Source organism: Paenibacillus nasutitermitis, from assembly GCF_014641075.1.
Taxonomy (GTDB): Bacteria; Bacillota; Bacilli; order Paenibacillales; family Paenibacillaceae; genus Paenibacillus_Z; species Paenibacillus_Z nasutitermitis.
In genome coordinates, this window is record NZ_BMHP01000002.1 from 397,572 (window position 1) to 423,651 (window position 26,080).

Below are 26,080 nucleotides of genomic sequence, written 5' to 3' on the forward strand. Positions count from 1 at the left end.
AGATTCAGTTCTCCTTTCGATTTGACAGAATTTCGTCGTACAGCGTCATATACGACTTGGCTGATTTTGTCCAGCTGCAGTCGTCCTTCGCCCCATTCGCGACAATTTTCTGCCACGCCTCCTCGTCCTGATAGAACGAGATAGCTCTGCGCACCGTAAAGAGCAAATCATGCGCATTGTAATTAGAAAATGTAAACCCGTTTCCCTGTCCCGTATACTCATTGTAGGAAACAACGGTATCTTTAAGACCGCCAGTCTCTCTCGCGATCGGAACCGAACGGTAGCGCAGTGCAATCAGCTGGCTGAGGCCGCAGGGCTCGAACAGGGAAGGCATGAGATACATATCGCTGCCGGCATATATTCGTCTGGCCAGACCGTCATTGAACCCAAGCCAAACTGCCAGCTTGCCAGGATGTCTGTATGCTGCTCCGTTAAACAGCTGTTCATAACGCCAGTCGCCTGAACCCAAAATCGCAATCTGAACATTTTCCTGCAGAATTTCCTCCAGCACGGCTTCTACAAGGTCAAAACCCTTCTGGTCAACCAGACGCGACACGACACCAATCAAAGGTATGCTTTCGGATTCGTGCAAACCCAGTTCCCTTTGCAGTGCCAGCTTGTTTTTTCTTTTGCGCGGCAATGAACCTCTGTAAGGAACCTCAAGCGCTGAATCCGTCATCGGATCAAAGGAAACGGTATCGATCCCGTTGACGATCCCGGTCAGATCGCCGGAACGCTGCCTGAGCAGACCATCCAACAGTTCTCCATAATGTTCAGTCTGAATTTCCTCCGCGTAGGTAGGGCTGACAGTCGTCAGCTTGTCCGCATAGAGAAGGCCAGCCTTCATGCAGCTTCCCGCTCCATAGAATTCTATGCCTTCCGAACCAAACAGCTCAGTCCCGCTGCCAAGCAAATCCATAAGCAGCTGTTGTCCAAACACCCCTTGATAGCGCAAATTATGTATCGTGTAGACGGTCGCCGCATGCGTGGCGATGGATTCATTGCGATAGCGCGTCTTCAGCAGAAACGGAACCAGTCCCGTCTGCCAGTCGTGGCAGTGAATAATATCCGGGCGGTAGTCCATATGGAACAGAGACTCCGCAACCGCTGTCGAGAAGAATACAAATCGTTCGGCATCGTCGCCGTATCCATAAATCCCGCCGCGTTTAAAATAGAATTCATTATCAATTAAATAAAACACAATGCCGTCCAATTCCCCTTTAAGAAGACCGCAGTACTGCTCGCGCCAGCCAAGCCGGACACTAAATTCGGCAATTCGCTCAAAGCCGGCAAGCAGCGACTGCGGGATCACTTCGTATTTGGGCAGAATAACACGGACCTCTGCGCCGTGTGCTTTTAAAGCGGCTGGCAGTGATCCTGCCACATCAGCCAAACCGCCGGTTTTGATCAGCGGTACCGCTTCAGATGCTGCAAACAATATATTCATCGTATGATTCCACCTCTTATTTCTCTTTCTGTCTCTCCACTCCAACAAAGGGAAGCTTAAATCACCTTGCGTTTCATGGCCAGGAAAGGCGAGGATTCCGCACCCCGCAGTTCACGGCTTTGTTCAATCGTTACATCTTTGTCCAGAATGACGTGATTGATATTGCTATTCTCGCCAATGATTCCGTTTTGCATCACAATACTGTTGCGGACGACGGCGCCCTTCTGGATATGGACCCCACGGAAAAGAATACTGTTGATGACCGATCCTTCGATAATGCAGCCGTTAGCGACCAGGGAATTGCTCATTTTCGCGCCTTCCGCATAGCGGGCAGGCGGCTCATCTTTTACTTTTGTATACACGAGTCCCGGTTCGAAGAAGAGGCTTTTCCACACCTGCGGACGCAACAGCTGCATACTGTTCTGATAATAGCTGGACACGGTATTGACGATTCCCAAATAACCTTTGTACATATGGCTTTGGATATGAAGCTTATCGACGCGGGACATGATGGCATGACGGACGAGATGGTCCTGCCCCTGTGCCAGAGAGGTCTCGACAAGCTCCATCAGCAAGTCTTTGCGCATGATGTACATTTCCATGGAGACCAGGTCGCTTTCCATCCGGCCATAATGGTCTTGAATGCCAGTTACTCTGCCTGTATCGTCAATGAGCACTTTGCGCGCTTTTCCGTCCATGAGATCGTGCTGCTCCTTGCAGACGACAGTGATATCGGCTCCGCTGGCTTTGTGCTCGGCAATGATCGGCTCAAAATTGATATTGCTGATCATGTGGCTGCGGGTAATGACGACATATTCCTGCTGGCTGCGCATGAAGTAATCCCGGTGTTGATAGAAATGGAACAGATCGCCGCGGCGAACCTCGTTCACATCATCTGTAATGGGTGGAAGCATAAACAGGCCGCCCTGCCGGCGATGCAAATCCCAATGTTTGCCTGAGCCCAAATGGTCCATTAGAGATCGGTATTTGGTATGCGCGAATATCGCGACCTTGGAGATATCCGAGTTGACCAGACTCGAAAGCGTAAAATCGATCAGGCGGTAACGGGCACCGAAAGGCACAGTGGCGAGGCAGCGGTCCGCCGTGAGCGACTCCATTTCATCCGATTCATGAATAAGATTGATAACGCCGAGAACATTTGAATTCATGACTGCTCCACCTCCTCCAGAATATGGCTTGGGGTCACGTGTTCATCGCTGGCAATGACCGTTACCGGTCCTTTGTCAGGATTTCCGATGGTAACGCCATCGGCGATTACCGCTCCTTCACCGATTATGGTGCGGTATATTTTAACATCCCGGCCAATGATGACATTCGGCATTATGACCGATTCCTCTATGATACTGTCAACGCCGCACTGCACCCCGTAGAACAACACGGAACGATGGACTCGGCCTTCTATTATGCAGCCTTCGGTAATGAGCGACTGGGAAGCTTCACCGCCAGCGGCGATAAAATGAGCCGGCCGGTTCGGGTTGACGGAGTAAATCCGCCAGTCGCGGTCGTTCAGGTCCAGAGCCGGTTTGTCGGAAAGCAGGTCCATGTTGGCTTCCCACAGGCTCTCCAGCGTTCCGACATCCTTCCAGTAGCCGCCGAAGGTATAAGAGCTCAGTTTGATCCCGTCATGAAGCATGGCGGGAATTATATCCTTGCCGAAATCATTGCCCGACAAGCGGTTCGCTTCGTCCCGGATCAGGTACTGCTGGAGTACAGGCCAAGAGAATATATACACGCCCATCGAAGCCAGATTGCTGGTCGGCACCTTTGGTTTTTCAGCAAAGGAGGTAATGCTGCCATCCTCGTCAATACTCATAATTCCGAAGCGGCTCGCTTCTTTCCATCCGACTTCAATACACGCGATCGTCACATCCGACCCGCGTTCTTCATGCTGGCGCAGCATCAATTCGTAATCCATCTTATAGATATGGTCACCGGAAATAATCAATACATATTCGGGATCAAAACGGTCGATGAATCCCATGTTCTGATAAATCGCATTAGCCGTTCCTTTATACCACATGCCGCCTTTTTGTTTCATATAAGGCGGAAGAATAGCCATCCCGCCGTCACGTCTGTCAAGTCCCCACGGGCTGCCGATTCCCAGATACGTGTTGAGCACAAGCGGCTGGTATTGCGTCAGAACGCCCACAGTATCGATGCCGGAATGGGTGCAGTTGCTCAAAGTGAAATCAATAATCCGGTATTTTCCGCCGAAATGAACAGCCGGTTTGGCTAAATCCTTGGTCAGCACACCAAGCCTTTTCCCTTCTCCGCCAGCAAGCAGCATGGCTAACATTCTTTTTCTGCCCATGACACTCTCTCCTTTTCTACTGCAGCTGACTGCCGCAGCAATGAAGTCCGCTTGCATAACTGCTAATGAAACGTTTCAACCATTTGCGGCCCTTCCCCTGGGTCATAAGTGAGCAACTGAAAGCTGAAAGGAGCCAGATCGACAACCAGGCTGCATGGTCTTCCCTGCCAGATGACAGGCCGGCTCTCTATGAGCTCCGGGACATGTTCCCATGTGCCGCCAAATTCGTTGGACTCGCTATTTATAACGACCCTGTAGAAACCAGGCTCGGGGACGCCGATCACGTAAGATTGAAGCGGTTGGTCGGAGAAATTGCATATAGATACTGAAAATTCGTTGATCCCATGGCCTCTGCGCATAAAAACAATGATGCATTGGGCAGCATTGTGCACATCGATCCATTCAAAGCCGCCAGGATCGCAATCCCGCTCCCAAAGAGAAGGCAGCTGGGCGTAGGCATGATTCAGCGTTTTGACATAATGATGCATCCGGTTATGCAAGGGATAATCAAGCAGCTTCCAATCCAGCGACTCCGCATCCTTCCATTCATCATACTGTCCCCATTCGCTTCCCATGAAGAGCAGCTTCTTGCCAGGATGCGTCATCCAGTAACCATAGAAGAGCCGGAGCTGGGCGAATTTCTGATCATAGGTGCCGGACATTTTGTTCAGCAGCGATTTTTTGCCGTGCACAACCTCATCATGCGAAAGCGGCAGAACGAAATTTTCGGAAAAGGCGTATACAAGAGAGAAGGTAATCAGATTATGGTGATGAATCCGGTCCTTGGGTGCCAGCGCCATATAGCGGAGCATGTCGTTCATCCAGCCCATATTCCATTTGAAGTTAAAGCCGAGACCGCCCATATACGTTGGTGAGGTGACGGCAGGCCAGGAAGATGAATCCTCTGCGATCATCAGCGAATCGGGAAAATAATGAAAGACTGTTTCATTGAGTTTTTTCAGGAATTGAATCGCATCCGTGTTCTCCGAACCGCCATGTTTGTTGAAGGTCCGCATCTCTGGTGGTTTATCCAGATGCAGATCAATCATGCTGGCGACAGCATCCACGCGCAAACCGTCCACGTGAAAAACATCCATCCAGTAGATCGCGTTGGAAATAAGGAAGCTCTGGACCTCCGTGCATCCAAAATCAAAAGCAAGCGTGCCCCAAAGCGGCTTCTCGGCCCGAAGCGGATTCGCCCCTTCATAAATAGGCGTACCGTCAAATAAACGGAGGCCATGATCATCCTTGCAAAAATGGCCAGGGACCCAATCCAGAATGACACCGATCCCGCGCTCATGACAGCGGTCTATCAGAAACATCAGCTGTTCAGGGGTCCCGTAGCGGCTCGTTGCTGAATAATAACCCGTTGCCTGGTAACCCCATGATTGATCCAAAGGATGCTCCGTTACAGGCATCAGTTCAATATGGGTGTAACCCATGATTGTTACATAATCTACCAGCTCACCGGCCATCTGTTCATAAGTCCAGAAGAGCTCCTTGCCGTTATTCTTCCAGGAGCCCAGATGCACTTCATAGGTGAGCATCGGCTCATGATAGGGGCTTTCCTCCTGTTTGCGGCGCTGCCAGCTATCATCCCGCCAGCGGTAGCCGCCCAGATCCGTCACGATGGAAGCCGTTCCGGGCCTTAACTCCGATTGAAAAGCAAACGGATCGGACTTCAGCATGATTTTTCCCTGCTGGGATTCAATTTCGTATTTATATACCGTTCCGGGACCGATTTCCGGTACAAAGAGGCTCCAGACGCCCGTTTCCCCGACCTTCAGCATGGCGTGGCGTTTGCCGTTCCAATCATTAAAGGATCCGACAACCCGGATACTCCGGGCGTTTGGCGCCCAAACGGCAAAGCGGACGCCACTATCGTCGCCAAGCCGGATGGGATGTGCTCCGAAGGTCCGGTAGCTGTGAAATAATGTGCCTTGATTGAATAAATACAAATCGCGCGTAGACATACCGATTGATGCGGCATTTATCATGAGCGGCATGTACCCTCCCCAGGAGAAATGTTTGTTATATTTTTGTGAAGTTATCTGACGCCAATGCGCGACTTTTATTTCATTATACACCGCTGAAATCATGTTGGCACCTAATTTTCTGAAAATTTCGGCGGTTAGCCAAGCTTGATGAGCTTAACCTAGTTTATACAAGCAATCACCTAAACATGACACAGCCGCTGCCTTCTATGCGGCGAATCGCTTGAGCGATGGGGATGCACCACCGCATCCCTCTGTGTGTTGGATATTAACCATAAATGCGGGTTTTGCAATCAGCCTTTTCCTCGCCATAAACGGCTGCCCGTCCCTATTCTAAATGAAACATTTCCATGCCCCGACGATTCCCAATCACGCTCCCTCTCGCCTGTTTGCTTGATTCCCGTAAGGGTTGGGGCTAGAATCTTAAATAGTATCTAACCTATCAATATTTCAGGAGGGATCATTCATGATTCAGAATATGTCAGATCGGGCTCGCTTGCACAACGGCGTAGAGATGCCCTGGCTGGGACTCGGCGTCTATCAAATGGATGAGGACAAGCAGGTTGTGGAGGCTGTTCAATCTGCATTGTCGCTTGGCTACCGCAGCATTGACACCGCCACCCTTTATCAGAATGAGACCGGGGTCGGCGAAGCTGTCGCCAGTTCCGGGATTGCAAGAGAGGAAATCTTTATTACCACCAAAGTATGGAACTCGGATCAAGGTTATGAGTCGACGCTTGCAGCCTTCGAAACAAGCCGCCGGAAGCTTGGGCTGGACTATATTGATTTGTATCTGATTCACTGGCCGGTCAAAGGGAAATACAAGGACACCTGGCGCGCGCTCGAAAAGCTGTATGCGGAAGGGGCGGTCCGTGCGATCGGGGTAAGCAATTTCCAACCGTCGCATATCGAGGACATCATGGCGGATTCCCAGGTCATTCCGATGGTGAACCAGGTCGAATATCATCCTAAGCTTGCGCAAAAGCCACTCCTTGCCTTCTGCCAGTTTCACGGTATTCAATTGGAGGCCTGGAGCCCGCTTATGAATGGAAAGCTCGACGATCCGCTGCTGCATCAAATAGCTGCTCAATATGGCAAAACCGCAGCCCAGGTGGTGCTCCGGTGGGATTTGCAAAATGGGGTTGTCACGATTCCCAAAACTGTCCATCCCGGCCGAATGAAAGAAAACATGGATCTGTTCGACTTTGAACTCAGCCCTCAGGATATGGCGCTTATCAGTCAATTGGATCAGTCGGTCCGGCTGGGTGCTGATCCGGATAATTTTGACTTTTAATAGACAGTCAAACAGGGATTCTGATTGTAAGCGATTACCCGCTCTGTGGTTGGTTTGACAGCAGCACCAGGTTAATCGCAGACTCGATAGCTTCGTACACTTTTCAAATCGCTGTAACAACCTTTTATCATTAAATATCAGTACAGAAAGAACCCTCTCTCCTTATTTGGAGAAAGGGTTCCTTGTTTTTGCAAGAGACAATCGGTGAAGCCTCACCAGCCGCCGCTCAAGTACCGGGTTTGCTTTACTCGAATTCCTCTTGCCTGGGATTGCCGCGGACAAGCGTTGTGCCGGTAAATCGCTTCCGGTATAGCAGCGGCGTAATGCCGATATGGTCAGAGAAAGAACGCGAGAAGTGCGGTGTCTGCTTAAAGCCGGTTTCATCGGCAATGCGCGAAATTGGCCAATTGGTCCGCAGCAGCATCAGTTTGGCCTGATCCAGCCGGTAAGACAGCAAATACTGCTGGGGCGTGCAGTCGAACACCTCGCTCATGCATCTGGCAATATAATTGGGATGCAGGCCCAGTGCCTCGCCCAGTTTGCTGTTCGTCACGGAGCCGCGGAAATGGCGCTTCAAATAAGCGGCAGCCTGCTCCGCAACAGAGATCGGCGCTTTCGCGGCATCTGTCCGCCAACCTTCGTCGAATAGCTGCAGCAAATGCAGGAACCATTGCTGGCGCTGCCAGAACGCATTGTGTGATGTGCCCAGCGCCGCCTCATGGAGCTTGCCGAACAACGAAATCGCTTCCTCCGGAAAGCCGAGCGTCATGGTCTTGGGCAGTCGAATGGCATACGAATAATAGTCCCCGCGAAGCGTGCCGCAGTTATGTTCGTCAAGTTCCTCCCAAGGACCGGCCGTCTGGAAATGGACCCAGTCGATGACCGTCTCCTCTGAGCAGGGCTTGACGGGATAATGCCAGCAATCGGGTCGCAAAATGACCATCTGCCCGGCGCCAAGCTCCCAAGTACGCGATTCTTCACCAATATATAGCATTCCGCTATGAACGAAGAGTAAATCGAAAACACCCAGGTTTCGCCGGTTTGGATGCTCGCCGCCAGGCGGATAAGTATTCCGGTTGGATTCAATAAAATAAGGCAGCGGCGGCGATAAAAAAGTAAGCAGCGGATCGGACGACAAAAGAAGGCCTCCCTGTTGAATATGCTGGTTGAATATGCTGGTTGTATGTTTTTGCTGCCCGTATATTCTATCAAACATTTGTTGCGGGAGAAACATCATTTGAAGATAAACGCAAAAAAACTTCCCCTGCGCTGCCTTCTCCGTAAAAAAATGGCTGCCTCCCGAATAACTGTTATGGAAAACAAAGTGGCGGCGCGGAACTTGGATAAAGTTCCGCACCGCCACGTTTCAATAATATTCAGGAAATGACAGCTTAATCGAAGTTAATCCACAATTTGCTTCAATATTTCTTTCCCTTGCACCTGGAAGGTATCAAACGCTGTATTGTATACTTCCAGTTGCGAAACATCCGCTCCGAGTGCAGCCAATTTCGCGGCCGCATCTTTCATGATAACGGCAAATGAGGCGATCGATGCGGCAAGTGCATCCTTGCCTTTTTGATACAGCACCGTCTTCTCGTGTGTCGTCTCAGCAAAAGCGAATTGGAAAGCTAAAGACATGAGTGTATTTTGTGTACTGTTCTTCAATTGGATCAACTTTTCCTCCGTCTGCTTCAGAACGAGCTTAACCGCTTTCTCATCCACCTTCGGGGTTTCAGGCTTAGGCTTGCCGTTGCCCGGATTCTCCGGTTTGTTCGGGTTATTCCCATGTGAGTTCCCTGGATTCTCCGGTTTGTTCGGGTTATTCCCATGTGAGTTCCCTGGATTCTCCGGCTTGTTCGGGTTATTCCCTTGCGAGTTCCCCGGGTTCTCCGGCTTGTTCGGGTTATTCCCATGTGAGTTCCCTGGATTCTCCGGCTTGTTCGGGTTATTCCCTTGCGAGTTCCCCGGATTCTCCGGCTTGTTCGGGTTCTTCGAAGGGATGGGGAGCTGGACAACCGCTCCTGCCTTCTTCTCCGCATTCTCCTGGAACTTCTGAATGACATCAAAAAATGAAGATACGAAAGAGAACGAATAAGAGCTTGCCTCCGCACGCGGAACGTGGAAGTTTGCAGTGACGGCAGTTGTTCCCACTATCAATGCGGTGAACAGGGAAATTTTCCATTTTAATTTCATCATCTTCACTCCATTTCATTCTTGTATGCCTTTAAATCGACCGGCCTGCCAGAACATCCTGATTAGCTGGTTTGCCAACTTACTCCTCCAACGAATCCTGATAGCTTTTTCCTTTGCTTAATCCATACTTTTTTGCAATGGCAATCAGCTCGTCATACTCCTCAGCCGACAACTTCGACATCGCCTGCTCCTTCAGCTCCTTCTTCTCCTCGCGCGTCAAGCCGCCGCTTGCCGCCTTCTTGAACGAGCTCAGTTCATCTGAGCTGAAGTGGCGCAGGATTACGCTGCCGATAGCCAGCTTCTCCTTCATCGTCACGTTTTCCTTGACTTGGCTGGCTTTATCCGCAGTAATAACCGCGTCATAGGATGTGGACAAGGCCTCTGCAGAATCGCCACCGCTCTGCGCTGGCTGCTTCTTCGGGGTCAAGGACATCTTTTCCCCAGCTTCGTCTGAATCCGCGGACAATGACGGGAGACTGTTGTCTGAGGCGGTCCCCGGAGCTTCTCCTGCCCAGCCATCGGATGCCATAGCATCATCCATTAATACCTCCAGAAGGTGATCCGTCATACGATCGTAAGCATAATAAACACCTCCCAACAAGATAAGCAGGAAAATGCCTGCCGCAACCGCCAGCCTTTTCCAACGGAACGGCTTAGCAGTTTTTTTCTTCTCCGCAGGCTGATTGTTCATCTGCCTGACCTCCTCACGGACACCAATCAGAAGTTCGCCGACTGGCGGTCAGGCTCTGACATATTGACGGGCGGGCGGCCGATGGAATGATATTCGAACCCGGCCTCTTGCGCTTCCTGCAAGCTGTGGCAATTGCGACCGTCAATAAGGATGGAACGCTTCATGAGCTTACGGATATTGGACAAATCCATCGATCTGATTTCATCCCATTCTGTAAGAATAACGGCCACATCCGCTCCTGCGACAGCCTGATCCAGCGACGTGGAGTAAGTCACGCCTTCAGGCAGCTCCCGCTTGGCGGCCTCGGAAGCAATTGGATCATAAGCGTAGACGGAGGCTCCCTGTTTAAGGAGTTCCGGTATAATGGTAAGTGACGGCGCATAGCGCATATCGTCAGTATTCGGCTTAAAAGCAAGACCCAGCACCGCTACATGCTTGCCCGCAAGTCCTCCAAGCGTTTCCCGCAGCTTGTCCATGATGACATAACGCTGACGCTGATTCGTTTTGATAACCGACTTTAGCAGCTCAAAATCATATCCCGCTTTGTCGGAAATATGGGCAAGCGCATAAGTATCCTTGGGAAAACATGAACCGCCGTAACCAATGCCCGCTTGCAGAAATTTGGAACCGATACGGCTGTCCAGCCCCATGCCTTCTGAAACATCCGCGACATTCGCGCCCACACGCTCGCAAATATTCGCGATTGCGTTAATGAAGGATATTTTCGTCGCCAGAAACGTGTTAGCCGCATATTTGATCATCTCCGCACTTTCCAGGTCCGTTGTGAAAATACGGGTATTGAAGGGACTGTGCAGTTCCCCGATGAGGCGAGCCGCCTCCGGATTGTCCGAGCCAATAACGGCCCGGTCCATATTCATGCAGTCGGAGATAGCCGATCCTTCACGCAGAAATTCAGGATTGGAGACGATGTCAAAGCCTACCCAGGGCAGCTTCTTGTTTGCCTGAATCACTTCCCGTACAAGCTCTCCCGTGCCGACCGGGACGGTGCTTTTGCCTACAATGATTTTATGGCTGTTCAAATGCTCGCCGATTTTTTTGGCTGCCGACATCACATAACGCATATCGGCTTCGCCTGTCTCGGACATCGGCGTGCCCACAGCAATATAAATAATGTCGGAGGCTTCAATCGCCTCTCCCACTTCAGTCGTAAAATAAAGCTGGTCGCGTTTGGTGTTGCGCTCCACAAGTTCGCTTAAGCCCGGCTCATAGATGGGAATTTCACCGCGCCGAAGCTTGATAATCTTCTGTTCGTCCACATCGCAGCAGATAACGCGGTTGCCGATTTCGGCAAAACAGGCTCCCGATACCAGCCCAACATAACCTGTTCCGATTACTGTGATTTTCTTCATCTATTTCGCCACCTTATTAAGGAGTGAGAAATGCTGCTCGTACACGCTTTGAATGTAGCCCAGCATATCGTTTTTCAAGTCGTCACGCTGCAGCGCGAAGTCAAGCGTTGCTTTGATAAAACCGAATTTATCGCCGACATCGTATCGCGTGCCTTCAAACTGATAAGCGACGACGGTCTTCAGATCGTTCAGCTTCTTGATCGCGTCGGTCAATTGAATTTCCCCGCCCGCCCCAGGCTGCTGATGCTCCAGAATATCGAAGATTTCCGGTGTCAGGATATATCGGCCCATAATCGCGTAATTGGATGGAGCCGCCTTAAGCGAAGGTTTCTCCACCAGCGTGTCCAGGAAAAAGACCGACGGTTCAATGGAGGAGCCACGCGGCGCAATGATTCCGTACTTGGACACATCCTCGTCCGGAACCTTTTGAACACCTACGACCGACGATGAGAACCGGGAGAACACCTTGATCAGCTGGCTTAAGCACGGCTGCTCGGATTGTACGATATCATCGCCGAGCAGGACTGCAAACGGTTCATCGCCGACAAAGCTGCGAGCGCACCAGATGGCATGTCCCAGTCCCCGGGGTTCCTTTTGCCGGATGTAATGGATATTGGCCAGCTCCGAGATCGATCGGATCTGCTCAAGTTCTTTGGACTTTCCTTTCTTCAGCAGCGTTTCCTCAAGCTCGAAGGATTTGTCGAAATGGTCCTCGATGGCGCGTTTGCCCCGCCCGCTGACAATCAGAATATCTTCAATCCCGGAGGCGATGGCCTCCTCAATGATATATTGGATCGTTGGCTTATCGACAATCGGCAGCATTTCTTTAGGCTGGGCTTTAGTTGCCGGCAGAAAACGGGTACCGAGGCCTGCCGCGGGAATAATCGCTTTACGCACTTTCATGAGTGGGCCTCCTCGAATGAATTTGATGGGATATACAAGCGATGACACGATCCTGCTCACGTTCCGACAGACTGGAGCCGGAGGGCAGGCATAGGCCACGGGCGAATAGTTGATCCGAAACGCTGAACTGCAGGGAATGCGGATAATAGTCGTATTGGCGCAGCAGAGGCTGCAAATGCATCGGTTTCCAGACGGGCCTCGCTTCGATATTCTCCTCGGCAAGTGTGCGGATCAGCTCGGAAGTGGTAACCCCGGTCATTATGGGATTGATGGTGAGCGCGCTTAGCCAGCGGGTCGATTGTCCATAAGGAGCCTCAGGCATCCATTCAATTCCCTCCATCCCCTCAAAAGCCTGCTCATAACGGCTAAAGACGGCCCTTCTGGCGGCCACCCGGTCTTCCAGCTTCTCAAGCTGGCCGCGTCCTATCCCGGCGAGCACATTGCTAAGCCGGTAATTGTAGCCTACCTCGCTATGTTCGTAATGAAGCGCCGGGTCGCGGGCCTGGGTGGACCAGTAACGAACCTTGGACAGCGCCTCCACATTGTCGGAGACAAGCATGCCGCCTCCCGAAGTGGTAATGATTTTGTTGCCGTTAAAGGAATAAATCCCCAACGCTCCAATGGTTCCGCTTGCTTTGCCTTTGTACGAGGCGCCCAGCGATTCGGCGGCATCCTCAATCACCATGACTCCGTATGCGCCGCAAAGCTCCATAATGGGATCCATATCCGCGCTTTGCCCGTACAAATTGACGACGATGACTGCTTTGGGCAACCGGTTTTCTTGCTTTGCTTCTGCAAGTGCGCGTTCCAGAGCTGCCACAGACATATTCCAGGTTTCGAAATCGGAATCGATAAACACCGGCTCTGCCCCTTCATAAAGAACGGGATTCACACTGGCTACAAACGTTAAAGTCGATACAAACACCCGGTCACCTCGGCCGACGCCTGCAAGTCGAAGCGCTTGATGGATAGCGGCTGTGCCGGAGCTTAAAGCAAGTGCCCCTCTCGTACCGACCTTGCGGGCCAGCTCACTTTCAAATTCGTCAACATTGGGCCCTAACGGCGCAATCCAATTGGTATCGAATGCTTCTTGAACGTAGCGGCGTTCCGCTTCCCCCAAATGGGGAGGCGATAGCAAGATACGCGGCTCCTCTGACATGGAACACCACTCCTAAGCTTGATTTTGACTTGCTTGACCCCATTCTGAGGGTAATGCTTCTGTATTACGCTTCTATCGTTTTCCCGTAAGGAGGAATCGGTCTGGCAGGAACGCCGACGGCTGTTGTTCCTCCGGGAATATCGCGAATGGCGGCGCCGCCCGCCCCCAGTATGCTCCAGCTTCCCAAACGGACCGATTGAATTACCGATGCGCCTATACCGACATGTGCGCCTTCCCCGACTCGGACGCCTCCGGCAAGCGCAGCTCCTGGCGATATATGGGCGAAGGGACCAATTTCGGCATCGTGCTCGATGATGGCGCCGGAATTAATAATGGCATGGGAATCGATGCGGGCACCTGTATTGACAACCGCTCCAGGCATAATGACCGTTCCCCGGCTGATAGCGGCATACTGCGAAATATAGGCGCCGGGATGAATAATGAGCGCGTATCGCTCCAGGGCAATTCCCAGCCGCTCTGCCATCATGAAGCGCATCCGGTTATCGCCAATCGCAATAATCGCCTGCATCTCGATGTCGGTACGCAGCAGCTTGCGCACCATGGCTGGCGGTCCATAACAGACCCCGCTTTTCAACTCGATTGCCGTAAATTTATCGTCGGCAACCGCGATAATCCGGTAATCGCCTGTTGTCTCGGCCATATCGGCTACAACCCGTCCATGGCCACCGCCCCCGATCAGCACAAGCGGCGTCCCATTGCGTTTCCTGCTGCCATCTCTTCCGTGGTCATCCGGCAAAGAGCGATTAGAAAACGGGTGCCTCCCTGGCCAGCTGCTTCCGGGTGGTGAAGACGGTGCACCCGCAGAAGGCATACAGGATGAAGCACAGACCGGCGCTTCCGAATGGGTTATCCGGCCCTTCATGTCACACGCTCCGCGCCGCGGCTGCCGGCGAATTTAAGTACCGTCGCCTGGCCGTCCTGTTGAATGCCCTCTCGTTTCAACACTTTATAGACCGTCAGGAATGCGATCTTGGCATCCAGCGCCAGGGATTGATGGTTCACATACCACACATCAAGACGGAATTTCTCTTCCCATGACACGGCATTTCGGCCATTGACCTGAGCCCAGCCGGTGATGCCCGGTCGTTCCTCGTGACGGAGAGCCTGTTCAGCCGTATAAAGCGGCAAATATTCCATCAGAAGGGGGCGCGGTCCTACCAGACTCATATCCCCCCGTAACACATTGAGCAGCTGCGGAAGCTCGTCCAGGCTCAGCTTGCGCAGCAATCTGCCGAAAGCGGTTAGCCTGACCTCGTCAGGGAGCAGCATCCCGCTAGCATCCTTCTCGCTTGTCATCGAACGGAATTTGTATACATAAAAAGGATTGCCGTATCTTCCCGGCCGCTGCTGACGGAATATCACCGGGGAACCCAGCTTGATGCGGATGGCCGCTGCAGTCAGCGCGATGACGGGTGACAACAGGACAAGCGCGCTGATACTAAGCGCTAGATCGACGGCCCGTTTAATGACCCGTTGCGTTCGTGCGGAACGGCTGCGATTCTTCCGCTCCTGCATCTCCCCGTACACGCGTTTAAGCCGCTCCACTACTATCGCTTCTGTAAAATGAGCTTCAATCCGCTTTCTACCTGCAAGGCCAAGCTTCTCCCGCAGTCCAGCATCTGTCATCGTCAGATGGAGAGCCCCCGCCAGCGCAGCGGCATCGCCATAAGGCACGAGCACACCTGTCGGCTCCTGTCTTTCGGAAGCATCCCTTCCTGAGGACACGCTGACGACCAGCTCCCGGGTACCAGGCACATCTGTCGCAATAACAGGCTTGCGAAAAGCCATTGCTTCCATCAGCGACCGCGGAATACCCTCTTTCTCGCTCGACAGGGATACCGCATCAGCTGTCAGCAGCCAGGGTATAATCGGAGATTGCTGCCCGATAAGAACGACATCGTCTTCCAGCCCCTCCAATGCAATACGCCTGCGTATTTCCGCCTCCAGCGGACCCTGTCCGGCGAGAACCGTGACCCAGGCAAGCTTTCCTTCCCGCTTCGCCAGTACAAGAGCGTCCAGGAGGAGCATATGGTTCTTTACCGGCTCGAACCGTGCTGCCATCAGCAGCATCGGCAGTTCCCCGTTAATCCCGTAAGCCTGCTTCAGATCCACGGGCTTCAACCGCTGCAGCGCATCTTTCGCCGCACGGTCGAGCTTCTCCAGATCGACGCCGTTTCCTTCATAATAAACGGGCCGCCAAGGCGCCATTTCCTTCATTACAGCCTGATCCTCCACATTCTGGGAAGCGAGCGCATCGCAGAAACGGGCGCCCAAACGCTCCAGAGAACGGTAGATCATGTTCACCTTCCTGGACTGTCCTTCATAAAAGGGCAGTCCATGACTCGTGTGAATTATAGTCCGCACTCCCGCAAGGCGAGCAGCAATCCGGCCAATAAGTCCAGCCTTCGCCGTGTGGGTATGCACAATATCGTAGCTCTCCGACTTAAACAGCTTCCGCATCCGCCATATCGAGCGCAGATCAGCCAGCGGCTTGATGGCACGCGCCATCGGTACCGCTTTCCACGCAAACGGGTAAGCGTCCATCACCGATTGATCCAGACTGTCGCCCGAAGAAATGAAGGTAACATCATATCCGGCATCGTGAAGGAGGGTCAGCTTATCGCCAAGTATTTTATGACTGATGCCCGAGGTACAAATATGCGCCACTTTAGTCATGGTTCTCCCATCCCTTGCCAAGTTTTCGCTTGGCTGTCCATCCGGTCCTGTCCAGGAGGATGACAACCTTGATACTTATCCTTCAATGCTGCCGTTTTCGCAAAAGTCCTTGCCCGGCTACAACTGGAGCTGTTCAGCCGAACTCCGGACTGTATAATAGCTCCGGTACCAATCGACGAATTGCCCGATGCCTTCTTGAATGGTGGTCGTCGGCTTGAACCCGACATCACGCGTCAGCTCGTCAATATCCGCAAATGTCGCCTCTACATCCCCGGGCTGCATCGGCATAAATTCAAGCTTGGCTTCCTTGCCGAGCATCTGCTCGATTGTCCTGATGAAGGTCATCAGCGCCACCGGCTTGTTGTTGCCGATATTGTATACCCGGTAGGGCGCATAGCTGGAACCCGGATCAGGCTGCTCGCGGTTCCAATGCGGATCAGGCTGAGGCGGGCGCGCATGCAGCCGCACAATCCCTTCGACAATGTCGTCGATGTAGGTGAAATCCCGCTGCATCCGCCCCTCGTTAAACACTTTAATGGGAACGCCATTATCAATATCCCGGGTAAACGTAAAGTACGCCATATCGGGCCGTCCCCACGGGCCGTATACGGTGAAGAACCGGAGCCCCGTTGTCGGCAAACCATACAAATGGCTGTATGTATGGGCCATCAGTTCATTGGCTTTTTTGGTTGCGGCATACAAGCTGACCGGATGGTCGACACTGTCATGCACACTGAATGGCATGTTGACATTCGCTCCATATACCGAGCTGGAAGAAGCGTAGAGCAGATGCTTGATCTCATGTCTGCGGCACGCCTCCAGAACATTGCCGAATCCGACCAGATTGGATTCCAAATATGCGAACGGATTCGTGATACTGTAGCGCACACCGGCCTGTGCGGCTAAATGAATCACTGTCTTGACCTTATAATCCCGGAACAAAGCATCCAGCTCATCAAACCTTGCAATGTCCGCTTCCATCCCGGTGAATAGCGGGTGGCGGTGCAGCCTGCCCATCCTGTCGCGCTTGAGCTGAATATCATAATAATCATTAAAATTATCAATTCCGATGACCTGTTGTCCGTCTTCCATCAGCCGCTGGCTGAGGTGATAACCAATAAAGCCTGCTGCCCCGGTAACAAGGATGGTCATAAAGCTTCAGCCCCCTTTGACGATTCTTTGGTTACGTAAGCTGTGCCCCCCTGCTTGTTTTTTGTGCTTCCTGGCGATGCGGAAGCGGCATAATCGCGGAATGAAACCCAGAACGCCAACCGTTTCTGATCCAGCTTGACCTTGGTATAATGGCTGGCGCGCTCGAAATTCCGCTCCGCCTGCTCTTTCATCCATTCCCGGTTGCCGGCAGCAAAGCTCAGTTTCGCCGCTAATTGCTTGTCGTCTCCGGGCTTATGGAGCCACTGTGCATCGATCAGCTCAGGGATCCCCCCCGCTGTCGAGCCAATCACCGGGCATCCCCGGCTCATGGCTTCAATCGTTGCCCGGGGCAATCCTTCCTGGAAGCTGGGCTGAATATACAGATCCAGCTCGTCCAGCCATTCAAACACGGCGCTGCCGCTAGGCAGAACTCCGCAAAACTCAACCAGATGATTAACGCCCAGGCGCGTGGCATGAACACGCCAGCGTTCGGCCGAACCGTCGCCCAGAATGCGGAGCTCCACTTGCTGGCCGCCTCGTGCTATGCGAGCTATTGCGCGAAGGGCCGTATCGATGCCTTTGGTTCGGCCATTCAAGGAGCCGATCAGACCCATCCGCAGCGGCTCCTTGCTTCCCATGGATGCAATACGCTGCAGCCTTTTTTCCAGTACAGCCGGCTCAGGCGCCGGAATTTCCACATTCGAGCAAGCCCCCTCCACGCCGTTTGAAGCCAGAGGGTAACGCTGTTGCAGGAAACGTTCCGTAACATAAATGCCATAGGGGGCATTTTTCACCAGCTTGCGGGTTTTCCACAGGGACAGCGGCGCATACAGCTTCCCTTGAGCACTTCCGTAATTCCATAAGCCATCCCAGGCACAGGCAACCATTTCTATGGAATATGGCTTGCCCAGCTTGCGCGCCACACGGATCGCTTCCGCCCCAATTTCGCTCGGCATGCGGGCGATAACGGCATCCGCATTCCGGATTACATCCGTCAGGCACTGGTCCACATACCCTTTTTTAGTCAGTTTGTTCACCGGATTGCTGAGCGAAGGAAGAACAAGAAAATCAACATTCGGACCGCTGGATAGCGATTTGCCTTTCATATCAGCATCAATAGAGGTCCGCTGTCCCCGGCAGGCAACCGTCACATGATCGAATACCGACAAATAGCGCTCCCATACGGCATAAGGCAGTTTGCCGCCGGAGTAGAACTTTCCTGTTTCATTGAAATAGAACGTGTGGTCATGCGCCCAAACAATATGCATGGCGATCCCTCCATAATGATATTTCCGGACAATTCGCTGCGGCTGTCAGCCGTGGAAACGGGACTGCCCGGGGCTTGTAGCTTTTGAGCTGTCGCCTCCGGAATCGAGAGCGATGGTTTTCACATTCTTGGCCGGCACGCCGGCTGCAACAACGCCTGACGGCACGCTGCGGGTAACGACTGCTCCGGCGGCAATAACGCTTCGGCTGCCGATCTCTACGCCAGACAGCACGCGGACACCGCAGCCGATCCAGACATCGCGGGCGATTCGGATTTTCCCGCTCACGACGGCATTATCGCGAATCGGCATCGATTCATCGCTCCAGGTATGCTGGAACGAAACCAGCGAGGTTTGATGGGCAATGGACACTTCGTCATCAATATCCAGCTCGCCGTAAGCGTCAATGTAACATTGCTTATGAATACTGACATTAGAACCGACAGAAAGCCTTTCCCAATAACGGATTTCGACGCCTGGGCCGACAAGCACATTATCCCCGCAGCGCTTGGCCAGTCTTTTGAGAATGCAGTACCGCACGGCAACCCCCGGCAAATGAGGCAGCAGATCGCTTAGCGTCCACCACCAGACCAGTAAAGGCCTTGGAACAATGCGCATCGCTTTCGCCGTCATATTCAGCACAGGCTTGGCGGATAGAAACAAATCACGGCCTCGCATCAGTCAATCCCCCTTTTTCTATTGATGGGAGTGCGGCACTTTTCCGGAACCATTTTCGACCCCATACGAAGCTGTAAGCATGCACGATATAAAGCATCGGAAGCACGGGAAGCTTCTTGCGGACCATGTTGTCGCCCACCGTCCCTACTCCGTACTCCAGGTCACGGCCCGTAATTGTTACATAACCGACCAGAGACAAGGTGCAGGCGTAGGTGAACAGCAGCATAGCGGCGATGAGGTAGAACGGTCGGGTTTCCTTAAAGCGCAGAAAATTCAGGATACCCAGGCCAAGACCGACGCTAAGCCAGAGTGCTTCCAGCGTGCGAAATAGCAGCTCCGAATCCCAGTTCACTACATTCACCGGGTTCGGGCTCATAAACAGGAACACCGTCAGCATTCCGGAATTCAGCAGTCCCAGCGGGCCAATCTGCAGAGCCAGCACCGCCATGGCAAGCAGCATGATAGCCGCTGCCGATTTGAACTTGCGCCCATAGAGAAAGTAGAAACCTAATGTATAAACGATGGAATAGTCCCGCAGTCCGGTCGCATAGATAATGAGCACAATAAACCACAAATATTTCCGTCTGAGCAGCAGTCCGGCACCATATAATCCCAAGAGCGCGCAGGTGACATCCTTGGCGAACACCGAGGACAAGAGCATGAATGACGGACTGATCAGCAACCCGGCAATCATATAGGAATGAAACCGCAATCGTTGATCCTGTTCCATCTCATAGCGGAAAAACTGCTCATTGAGCCGGTAGGTCTGATTAACAAGCAGCAGCAGCAGCAGCGAATTAAGCATGATAATCGGCAGCGGATCCTGCAGTTCCAACCATTTAAACAAAGGCATATACAATAATCCAAACATCGGATAAGCCGATATATTAGCCCATTCCGTAACCAGATGGTTCCAGGCGTAGGGCATGAAATCGGATAGCCGCTCGAACGTGCTGACCTGCTCGTAATAATGAATTTCGTCCGGCCCGCTGAGCGGATCGGTCGTCAACGCATATACCAACTTGCCTGCAAGCATCACGCACAGCCCTCCGAAGAGGGCACCCGGCGTGTTCGGCCAGCGGAGAAGAAAGAAGAAGAACGGAATCATCAGAGCAAAAAATATAATGATCCCCATCTGTTCGTCCAGCGGGAACAGCAGCTTGCCCAGAAGCAGCAGCACGACCATATACAACGCCCCCGCAACGGGATGCTGAAGCGAATGTCCCTGCCTAACTTCCATACAGCTGCTCCAGCTTGCGTACGCTGCTTGACATATTGAAGCCGAACCGGTCCAAGGCCTTCAGCCGGGTCGGCCAATCCGGCTGGGGAGCAGCGGTCAGTTCACGGAGCCCGTCAACCCACCGCCTGGGATCGTCAGCCAGGCGCAGCGGGTGGAACAAACCAAGCTTCAAGTCCGCTTCCTTCGGGACAACATCCGATACCAGACAAGGAATGCCGGCGGCCTGCGCCTCAATCAGCACGATGCCCAAACCCTCGAAGAGGGAAGGTAGAATAAATCCGTCAACGGCACCCAGCAGCTCCGGCACATCCTTGCGCAGTCCCAGAAAAAGGATCTGTTCCCGTAGCCCAAGATGCTGCACCTTCTCTTTCATCTCCGCCAGGCGAGGGCCGTCTCCGACCAGGAGCAGCTTGGCCTCCTTGTCGATTGCGGCATATTCTGCGAAACGGTCGATCAGAAACCCATGGTTCTTCTGATCCGCAAATCTGCCGATATGGGCGAACACCGGTGAATTCGACGAGCCCAGACCCAGACGGCTGCGCAGCTGCCTGCGATCCTGCGGCAGTGCCGCATAGGACTCCGTGGATATCGCGTTCGGGAATACCATCACGCGGCTGTCCTTCCAGCAGTTTGCGCCGAACAGCGATTCGCAGGCTTCTCTGGAACAGCCAAGCATATGCGTCGAATGCTTAACCATCAGATGCCTCATGTAGCGTGTATATAGCGAGCGAAGCACCGAGCCTTTGCCGGCTGATTTGACGTTATGGCTGTGGCAGATCCGGATCGGAATTCCCAACCTGCTTGCGGTCTTGAGCACATACCCGCTGAATCCGAAGATATGGCTGTGAATCGCTGCATACGGGCCGTTGCTGCGGATATTCCGTTCAAGGGCGCGCGTGAAGCCTCCAAGTCCGCTGCGGGGATGGGGCTGGCGCAGAATCTTTCCCCCTAAAGCTTCGATCTCCTCATCGTAGAAAGCCGGCTCTTCGGTCTGTACGGCAAAATGAAACTCAAAGCGCTCACGGTCCGTATGCCGGTACACATTCATCAAGAGCGTTTCGATCCCGCCCGGATGCATTTTGCCCACAACATGAAGCACTTTAATAACGCCGCTCATCGTAAAATTCTCCCCATATGACCGATTAGTTGGTTCTTCTTCCTTTCCATCGTCTTGAGAAAAAGCGCGGAAGGTGGCTGCTCAAGCTTCATCGCCGCAACAGCTTCCGCCGCCGGCTGATTGAAGTCCACCAAATGTCCGCCCAGCCCCAAATCGTGGAAAATCGCCGACAGCTTCCTGTCCCAAATGACGCCGTAAGTCGGCTTCAGCATGGAAACCGCCGGCAGGCAGGCATGAAGCCGCTGGGCTATGATCGCGCCGCATTGGCTGATCTGATCCACCAGCGCATCCACGGTCCGCGGATACGGGTAGAAACTCACGCCGTTCAAGCCGTGGCACAGGGGTTTGACCATCTGCTCGACGAAAGCATTGTCGCTTTCGGCTCCATTTGTGAATACGCGGACCTCATAACCTTTACCGGTCAGAATAGCCGCTATCTCTTGCCACCACTCCGCGCAGGTTTGCCGCTCCCAGCGAAGCGAGGTGCTGCGGCGGAGTTCATTCGGATCAAGTATTCCGAGTCCTATAATCGGCTTAAGGCTTGTGGAAGTCTGAACAGGAGGCTCCATGACCCCTATGCCTCCACCTTCTTTTGCGCTCAAGGCATCCGCGGACCTCATCGATGGGAGCTTGGATTGAACAGCAGCCTCCTGACGGTTGATCAGTGAGGCGAAGGTCTCCTGGGAATAAAGGGCCGGATCGCTCAGGGCTACTGTCTTGTCTGCCAGGGAAGGATCGAATTTCAGCAGAAAGGCTCTGGATTCCTCATCCCGGAGGGCAATGCTCGAAGCATACCTGCATACCCCGCGGAAGCAGGCGCGCGCCGGTCCGCTCCAAGGACCTCGCGCACCCACCAATACGACATGCAGCGGCTTGCCCTGCCGCCTGGCCTCATCGGCGACCCGCCTGACAGCTAGCGGAAAAGTCAAATACGTATCGATAAACAGATGCCCGCCGCCAATCATCACGACATCGGATTCCGCTACCAGCCTCTTCAGCTGCGTGGAGAGCACCGAATTCTTCCGGCGGTGCAGCCAATAAGCCTTCATCATACGCAAACTGTCAGGGGTGGCTCTTTTTTTCAGGCTGTCGTCATTCAGACGGTAGGCATGCGGCTGGGCCTTCTCCTGCTGCAGGGCTTGATCTTCTTCCTGCGACAGGCCCTGCGTCAAATCGAAATGCAGCACTTTATGCGGACCATGCATCCCAATCAGATAAGTCATGGCTCTGGCAATCAGACCGTCTCCCAGGTTCGGAGAACTTGGCACTCCGGCAAGCAGCACAGTGGTCATCAGTTGTTCCTCTCCTTAATTTATCTGTATGGTTCAAGCTGTATAAACCCGGTTTATTTGAGTCGGAGCGAAGGCGTCCATACCGGTGTCACAACGCCGAACTTGCGTTTAATCAATACGGCCATGGCAGCGTTCCAGCATATCGAAGAACAGAAGGACGCTATACCAGCTCCCGTCATGCCAAGCTGCGGGATCAGGGCAAGGCTTAAAGCGACATTCAGCGCAGTCGCGGCTCCAAGCGCACGGGTCAGCGTTTTCTGATACCCGGTCATCGTTGCCAGCGTTCCTGTCTGTCCGCAGAAAGCGCCGAATAATTGGCCTGCCGCTATAAGTACAAGCGCAGGATAAGCCGCGGTAAATTCGCTTCCGAACAGTCCGAGCAGAGGCCGCCCGCCGATGGCAAAGGCTATGAAGATGACGGCTGCAAAAGTGAATCCAGCACGCCCGGATGTGGTACATACCTGCTGCAGCTTTTTCCAGTCGCCTTTGGCATAGGTCTCGGAGAGCAAGGGGGCAGCGGTCATATTAATCGCCGTCATGGCGAAGGATACAAGCGTTGCCAGCCTGACGGCTGCGGAGAAAAATCCGGACTGCGTCTCGCTTTCCATCATACCCATGAGCAAAACGTTAAGCTGGCCCAAAATCAGGTACATGCCGCCGTTAATCATCAGCGATACCGACAGGTTTAACCATTTCCGGGTCTCATACTGCGGTTTTACAAGTGCCGTCTGACCGCCTATCCTGGCTTTCAGCACTACCGCTCCGATCAAATAGGAGACACCAACCGATACGGCAAAGCAAAGCATTGCAACGCCGGCATTCGCCTCCATGCCAATGGCGTACACCGCCAGCAGCAGAAGTCCGATCGTCAGCAGCGGCCGGATGATTTTCTCAGGCATCTGGGCAAAAAGCACATCCTTCAGCGCCTGAAGCGCGCTCTGCCGGAGTGTTGCCAGCGTCAGCAGCGGTATTGTGATCAGTCCAACCGCATAAGCGGCTGTCTGAGCGTTCGTCATGCCTTCATGCCGCCATGCGATTACAGCCAAACCGATCAACATAACCGTCAGCGACAGGACGAAACCGATCTGATTCGCTCTTCTCATCAAACCCTTAATCAACGGCCAGGCGTTCTCCGCCTTATGTGCCGAGACCAGCCGCACAATCGTCGTATCGAAGCCCAGCTTGGCCGGGAAAACAAGAAAGGTTGTCACAGTCGTCACAAATGCGTATGTCCCATACCCGGCTGCTCCCAGCAGACGCGCAAGTACAATTTGCATCAGCAGCGCAAGTCCCATCCCAGCTGCATTGATCAGAAAGCTGATGCTTCCTCCCTTTGCCAGCAGTTTAGCCACAGTGCCGGAGCGTGAAGCTGCCGGCTTGGAAAGCCCTTGTGCACTGTCCATTACGATACATTCCGGTAGCTCGGAACCAGATGCTTGAGCACAGCGCGGATCTGCTCGGGATGCTGCCCCAATACCTGCTCCAGCTTGCGGATTTCAAATTCCAGCTCGGTGCGGTTGATCTGCATCGGCTTGCCGATAAAGATCCTGTCATGCACAGTGGAGGAAAGCCCCTCCTCATTGGTCAGCAGCTCTTCATAGAGCTTCTCACCTTCCCGAATCCCGCTGAATTGGATATCAATGTCGATGCCCGGCTCATAACCGGACAATCGGATCAAATCGGTAGCCAGATCCACAATTTTCACCGGCTTGCCCATATCCAGAATGAAGATTTCTCCGCCCTTCGCGAATGCGCCGGCCTGGATCACGAGCTGCACAGCCTCCGGAATGGTCATGAAATAACGAACCATTTCGGGATGGGTGACTGTGACGGGACCGCCTTTGGCGATCTGCTCCTTGAAGCGCGGAATGACGCTTCCCCTGCTGCCCAGCACATTGCCGAACCGGACGGCGACATATTTGGTTTTACTGTGCTTGTCCAGACTTTGTATGAACATTTCCGCAATCCTCTTGGTCGTTCCCATAATACTCGTGGGATTGACCGCCTTGTCCGTGGAGATAAAAACAAACCGTTCGGCGCCGAACAGATCTGCGCATTCCGCGACATTTTTTGTACCGAACACATTGTTCTTGATCGCTTCCGAAGGATTGCGTTCCATCAGCGGAACATGCTTGTGTGCTGCCGCGTGGAAAACCACCTGCGGGCGGTATTTGGCGAACACATCCTCCAGCCGTTTGCGGTCCTGCACATCGGCAATGACTGTTTCAATGCGCAGATCAGGAAAGGTGTTGAGCAGTTCCATCTCGATCAAATAGATGCTGTTCTCGCCATGACCCAGCAGCAGCAGCTTATCCGGTGCGAAAGGTGCGATCTGGCGGCACAGCTCCGATCCGATGGAACCTCCCGCCCCGGTAACAAGCACGGTCTTGCCTTCCACATAATTAGCAATATGAGCCAAATCGGTCCGGATCGGATCGCGTCCCAGCAGATCTTCAACCGAAACGTCGCGAACGCGTCTCACCGCGCCTTGGCCCTGTATGAGCTCATGCAGGTCGGGAACAATTTTCAACCTGGCTTTCGTGGATTTGCAAATGTTGATGATATGGGATATTTGGGACTTCGATACGGAAGGCAGCGCGATGATTATCTCGTCGATATCCTCTGTTTCGGTAATGCGGGGAATATCGTCGCGTCCCCCGAAGACCGGCAACCCATAGACCGAAAGCTGTTTTTTGTAAGGGTCGTCATCGATAAAACCGACCGGTACGACGGCAACCGTTTCATTTTGCAGCAATTCCTTGGCAATCAATGTCCCACAGCTGCCGGCTCCGATAATCAGGGCGCGGTGGCTGCCTTTTCTCCGGCGGGTTGAAAACTTATCGCAGAAGGCTCTCCACAGCAAACGCGGTCCCGCCATCATGAAGATCATGCCCATCATATGGTGGAGCAGGATCAGCTTCGGCACATTCCAGCCGAACAGGATGTTAACAGCAGCGTAAGGCAGAAGACCCGTCCACAGAGCAGCTGACAGGATGGAGAACATTTCACTGACGCCGGCGTATTGCCATATCCTCAGATGCAGCTTCATCCGCAGCGTGCAAAACAGCCCGACCCCTCCTGCCAGCAGCGCATAAGTCAGCCACATAAAGGGCCGTGGTTCCATCCATGGGCTGCTTGTCTGCAGCCAGAAAGCCACCGCCAGGCTGAGCACGACAGCCGACAAATCCAGTGCAATCAAAAAACGCGTCCGATAGGCTGCAACCATACTTTCTCATTCCTCCCATTGATTCTCTTT

The 26,080-nt window shown here is 53.1% G+C and carries 22 protein-coding genes; 2 read left to right on the forward strand and 20 right to left on the reverse strand.

Annotated elements, in window-relative coordinates:
* Positions 1-4: 4 nt before the first annotated feature.
* From glgA to glgB, 4 genes are all read right to left on the reverse strand, one after another.
* Positions 5-1,447: a glycogen synthase GlgA gene (glgA, locus tag IEY46_RS11845; protein WP_188992218.1), complete on the reverse strand. Its 1,443-nt coding sequence runs from the start codon at positions 1,445-1,447 to the stop codon at positions 5-7.
* 56 nt (positions 1,448-1,503) lie between these two features.
* A complete protein-coding gene (gene glgD, locus IEY46_RS11850; RefSeq protein WP_188992219.1) occupies positions 1,504-2,616 on the reverse strand; it encodes a glucose-1-phosphate adenylyltransferase subunit GlgD in 1,113 nt (370 codons plus the stop codon).
* On the reverse strand, positions 2,613-3,779 hold the full coding sequence (locus tag IEY46_RS11855) for a glucose-1-phosphate adenylyltransferase (RefSeq protein ID WP_188992220.1): 1,167 nt from the start codon (positions 3,777-3,779) through the stop codon (positions 2,613-2,615). Before IEY46_RS11855 ends, glgD begins: the two co-directional genes overlap by 4 nt.
* 62 nt (positions 3,780-3,841) lie before the next feature.
* Positions 3,842-5,785 carry a 1,4-alpha-glucan branching protein GlgB gene (gene glgB / locus IEY46_RS11860; protein ID WP_229750254.1) on the reverse strand — a complete coding sequence of 648 codons (1,944 nt, stop codon included), beginning with the start codon at positions 5,783-5,785 and terminating at the stop codon, positions 3,842-3,844.
* Positions 5,786-6,242: 457 nt separating this feature from the next.
* Here glgB and IEY46_RS11865 point away from each other — a divergent pair, with 457 nt between their 5' ends.
* The gene (locus tag IEY46_RS11865; RefSeq protein ID WP_308422814.1) at positions 6,243-7,067 is read left to right on the forward strand and encodes an aldo/keto reductase; all 825 of its coding nucleotides are present in this window, start codon (positions 6,243-6,245) and stop codon (positions 7,065-7,067) included.
* A gap of 244 nt (positions 7,068-7,311) precedes the next feature.
* Here IEY46_RS11865 and IEY46_RS11870 read toward each other — a convergent pair whose 3' ends face one another.
* Entirely contained in the window at positions 7,312-8,205 is an 894-nt protein-coding gene (locus IEY46_RS11870; protein ID WP_188992222.1) for a helix-turn-helix domain-containing protein, read from the reverse strand.
* A 15-nt stretch (positions 8,206-8,220) separates the two neighbouring features.
* Between IEY46_RS11870 and IEY46_RS11875 the strand changes: the two genes are divergently transcribed.
* Positions 8,221-8,454 carry a hypothetical protein gene (locus IEY46_RS11875; protein ID WP_188992223.1) on the forward strand — a complete coding sequence of 78 codons (234 nt, stop codon included), beginning with the start codon at positions 8,221-8,223 and terminating at the stop codon, positions 8,452-8,454.
* Positions 8,455-8,468: 14 nt separating this feature from the next.
* Here the strand turns inward: IEY46_RS11875 and IEY46_RS11880 are convergent, their stop codons facing one another.
* The 15 genes from IEY46_RS11880 to IEY46_RS11950 all read right to left on the reverse strand — a co-directional run bounded on the left by IEY46_RS11880 (position 8,469) and on the right by IEY46_RS11950 (position 26,050).
* A complete protein-coding gene (locus tag IEY46_RS11880) occupies positions 8,469-9,260 on the reverse strand; it encodes a hypothetical protein (protein ID WP_188992224.1) in 792 nt (263 codons plus the stop codon).
* Between the two features lie 79 nt (positions 9,261-9,339).
* A complete protein-coding gene (locus IEY46_RS11885; protein ID WP_188992225.1) occupies positions 9,340-9,951 on the reverse strand; it encodes a hypothetical protein in 612 nt (203 codons plus the stop codon).
* A gap of 26 nt (positions 9,952-9,977) precedes the next feature.
* Positions 9,978-11,321 carry a UDP-glucose 6-dehydrogenase TuaD gene (gene tuaD, locus IEY46_RS11890; protein ID WP_188992226.1) on the reverse strand — a complete coding sequence of 448 codons (1,344 nt, stop codon included), beginning with the start codon at positions 11,319-11,321 and terminating at the stop codon, positions 9,978-9,980.
* Complete coding sequence (gene galU / locus IEY46_RS11895) at positions 11,322-12,224, reverse strand: UTP--glucose-1-phosphate uridylyltransferase GalU (protein ID WP_188992227.1); 903 nt, start codon at positions 12,222-12,224, stop codon at positions 11,322-11,324.
* On the reverse strand, positions 12,211-13,383 hold the full coding sequence (locus tag IEY46_RS11900) for a DegT/DnrJ/EryC1/StrS family aminotransferase (RefSeq protein ID WP_188992228.1): 1,173 nt from the start codon (positions 13,381-13,383) through the stop codon (positions 12,211-12,213). The genes galU and IEY46_RS11900 overlap by 14 nt, the downstream gene beginning before the upstream one ends.
* A gap of 64 nt (positions 13,384-13,447) precedes the next feature.
* The gene (locus IEY46_RS11905) at positions 13,448-14,266 is read right to left on the reverse strand and encodes an acetyltransferase (RefSeq protein WP_229750255.1); all 819 of its coding nucleotides are present in this window, start codon (positions 14,264-14,266) and stop codon (positions 13,448-13,450) included.
* Positions 14,263-16,080: a sugar transferase gene (locus IEY46_RS36900; RefSeq protein ID WP_188992229.1), complete on the reverse strand. Its 1,818-nt coding sequence runs from the start codon at positions 16,078-16,080 to the stop codon at positions 14,263-14,265. Before IEY46_RS36900 ends, IEY46_RS11905 begins: the two co-directional genes overlap by 4 nt.
* Positions 16,081-16,197: 117 nt before the next feature.
* Positions 16,198-17,232: an NAD-dependent epimerase gene (locus IEY46_RS11915; protein ID WP_188992230.1), complete on the reverse strand. Its 1,035-nt coding sequence runs from the start codon at positions 17,230-17,232 to the stop codon at positions 16,198-16,200.
* Positions 17,229-18,500 (reverse strand): glycosyltransferase family 4 protein, encoded by a 1,272-nt coding sequence (locus tag IEY46_RS11920; RefSeq protein WP_188992231.1) that lies wholly within the window; start codon positions 18,498-18,500, stop codon positions 17,229-17,231. The genes IEY46_RS11915 and IEY46_RS11920 overlap by 4 nt, the downstream gene beginning before the upstream one ends.
* A gap of 45 nt (positions 18,501-18,545) precedes the next feature.
* Complete coding sequence (locus IEY46_RS11925) at positions 18,546-19,175, reverse strand: acyltransferase (RefSeq protein WP_188992232.1); 630 nt, start codon at positions 19,173-19,175, stop codon at positions 18,546-18,548.
* Positions 19,162-20,415, reverse strand: a complete 1,254-nt coding sequence (locus tag IEY46_RS11930) for a hypothetical protein (protein ID WP_188992233.1) — start codon at positions 20,413-20,415, stop codon at positions 19,162-19,164. The genes IEY46_RS11925 and IEY46_RS11930 overlap by 14 nt, the downstream gene beginning before the upstream one ends.
* Positions 20,405-21,532, reverse strand: a complete 1,128-nt coding sequence (locus IEY46_RS11935) for a glycosyltransferase (RefSeq protein WP_188992234.1) — start codon at positions 21,530-21,532, stop codon at positions 20,405-20,407. The genes IEY46_RS11930 and IEY46_RS11935 overlap by 11 nt, the downstream gene beginning before the upstream one ends.
* Positions 21,529-22,824 carry a polysaccharide pyruvyl transferase family protein gene (locus tag IEY46_RS11940; RefSeq protein WP_188992235.1) on the reverse strand — a complete coding sequence of 432 codons (1,296 nt, stop codon included), beginning with the start codon at positions 22,822-22,824 and terminating at the stop codon, positions 21,529-21,531. The genes IEY46_RS11935 and IEY46_RS11940 overlap by 4 nt, the downstream gene beginning before the upstream one ends.
* A gap of 53 nt (positions 22,825-22,877) precedes the next feature.
* Complete coding sequence (locus tag IEY46_RS11945; protein WP_188992236.1) at positions 22,878-24,227, reverse strand: flippase; 1,350 nt, start codon at positions 24,225-24,227, stop codon at positions 22,878-22,880.
* On the reverse strand, positions 24,227-26,050 hold the full coding sequence (locus IEY46_RS11950) for a polysaccharide biosynthesis protein (protein WP_188992237.1): 1,824 nt from the start codon (positions 26,048-26,050) through the stop codon (positions 24,227-24,229). Before IEY46_RS11950 ends, IEY46_RS11945 begins: the two co-directional genes overlap by 1 nt.
* Positions 26,051-26,080: the final 30 nt, after the last annotated feature.

Bases quoted from the DNA above. Each gene is read 5' to 3' on its own strand.
- IEY46_RS11915 (WP_188992230.1), bottom strand. From the start codon at position 17,232: ATGACCATCCTTGTTACCGGGGCAGCAGGCTTTATTGGTTATCACCTC.
- tuaD (WP_188992226.1), bottom strand. From the start codon at position 11,321: ATGAAGAAAATCACAGTAATCGGAACAGGTTATGTTGGGCTGGTATCG.
- IEY46_RS11905 (WP_229750255.1), bottom strand. From the start codon at position 14,266: ATGAAGGGCCGGATAACCCATTCGGAAGCGCCGGTCTGTGCTTCATCC.
- IEY46_RS11920 (WP_188992231.1), bottom strand. From the start codon at position 18,500: ATGCATATTGTTTGGGCGCATGACCACACGTTCTATTTCAATGAAACA.
- glgD (WP_188992219.1), bottom strand. From the start codon at position 2,616: ATGAATTCAAATGTTCTCGGCGTTATCAATCTTATTCATGAATCGGAT.
- IEY46_RS11900 (WP_188992228.1), bottom strand. From the start codon at position 13,383: ATGTCAGAGGAGCCGCGTATCTTGCTATCGCCTCCCCATTTGGGGGAA.
- IEY46_RS11940 (WP_188992235.1), bottom strand. From the start codon at position 22,824: ATGACCACTGTGCTGCTTGCCGGAGTGCCAAGTTCTCCGAACCTGGGA.
- IEY46_RS36900 (WP_188992229.1), bottom strand. From the start codon at position 16,080: ATGACTAAAGTGGCGCATATTTGTACCTCGGGCATCAGTCATAAAATA.
- galU (WP_188992227.1), bottom strand. From the start codon at position 12,224: ATGAAAGTGCGTAAAGCGATTATTCCCGCGGCAGGCCTCGGTACCCGT.
- IEY46_RS11880 (WP_188992224.1), bottom strand. From the start codon at position 9,260: ATGAAATTAAAATGGAAAATTTCCCTGTTCACCGCATTGATAGTGGGA.
- IEY46_RS11950 (WP_188992237.1), bottom strand. From the start codon at position 26,050: ATGGTTGCAGCCTATCGGACGCGTTTTTTGATTGCACTGGATTTGTCG.
- IEY46_RS11925 (WP_188992232.1), bottom strand. From the start codon at position 19,175: ATGCGAGGCCGTGATTTGTTTCTATCCGCCAAGCCTGTGCTGAATATG.
- IEY46_RS11945 (WP_188992236.1), bottom strand. From the start codon at position 24,227: ATGGACAGTGCACAAGGGCTTTCCAAGCCGGCAGCTTCACGCTCCGGC.
- IEY46_RS11930 (WP_188992233.1), bottom strand. From the start codon at position 20,415: ATGGAAGTTAGGCAGGGACATTCGCTTCAGCATCCCGTTGCGGGGGCG.
- IEY46_RS11935 (WP_188992234.1), bottom strand. From the start codon at position 21,532: ATGAGCGGCGTTATTAAAGTGCTTCATGTTGTGGGCAAAATGCATCCG.
- glgA (WP_188992218.1), bottom strand. From the start codon at position 1,447: ATGAATATATTGTTTGCAGCATCTGAAGCGGTACCGCTGATCAAAACC.
- IEY46_RS11855 (WP_188992220.1), bottom strand. From the start codon at position 3,779: ATGGGCAGAAAAAGAATGTTAGCCATGCTGCTTGCTGGCGGAGAAGGG.
- glgB (WP_229750254.1), bottom strand. From the start codon at position 5,785: ATGCCGCTCATGATAAATGCCGCATCAATCGGTATGTCTACGCGCGAT.
- IEY46_RS11885 (WP_188992225.1), bottom strand. From the start codon at position 9,951: ATGAACAATCAGCCTGCGGAGAAGAAAAAAACTGCTAAGCCGTTCCGT.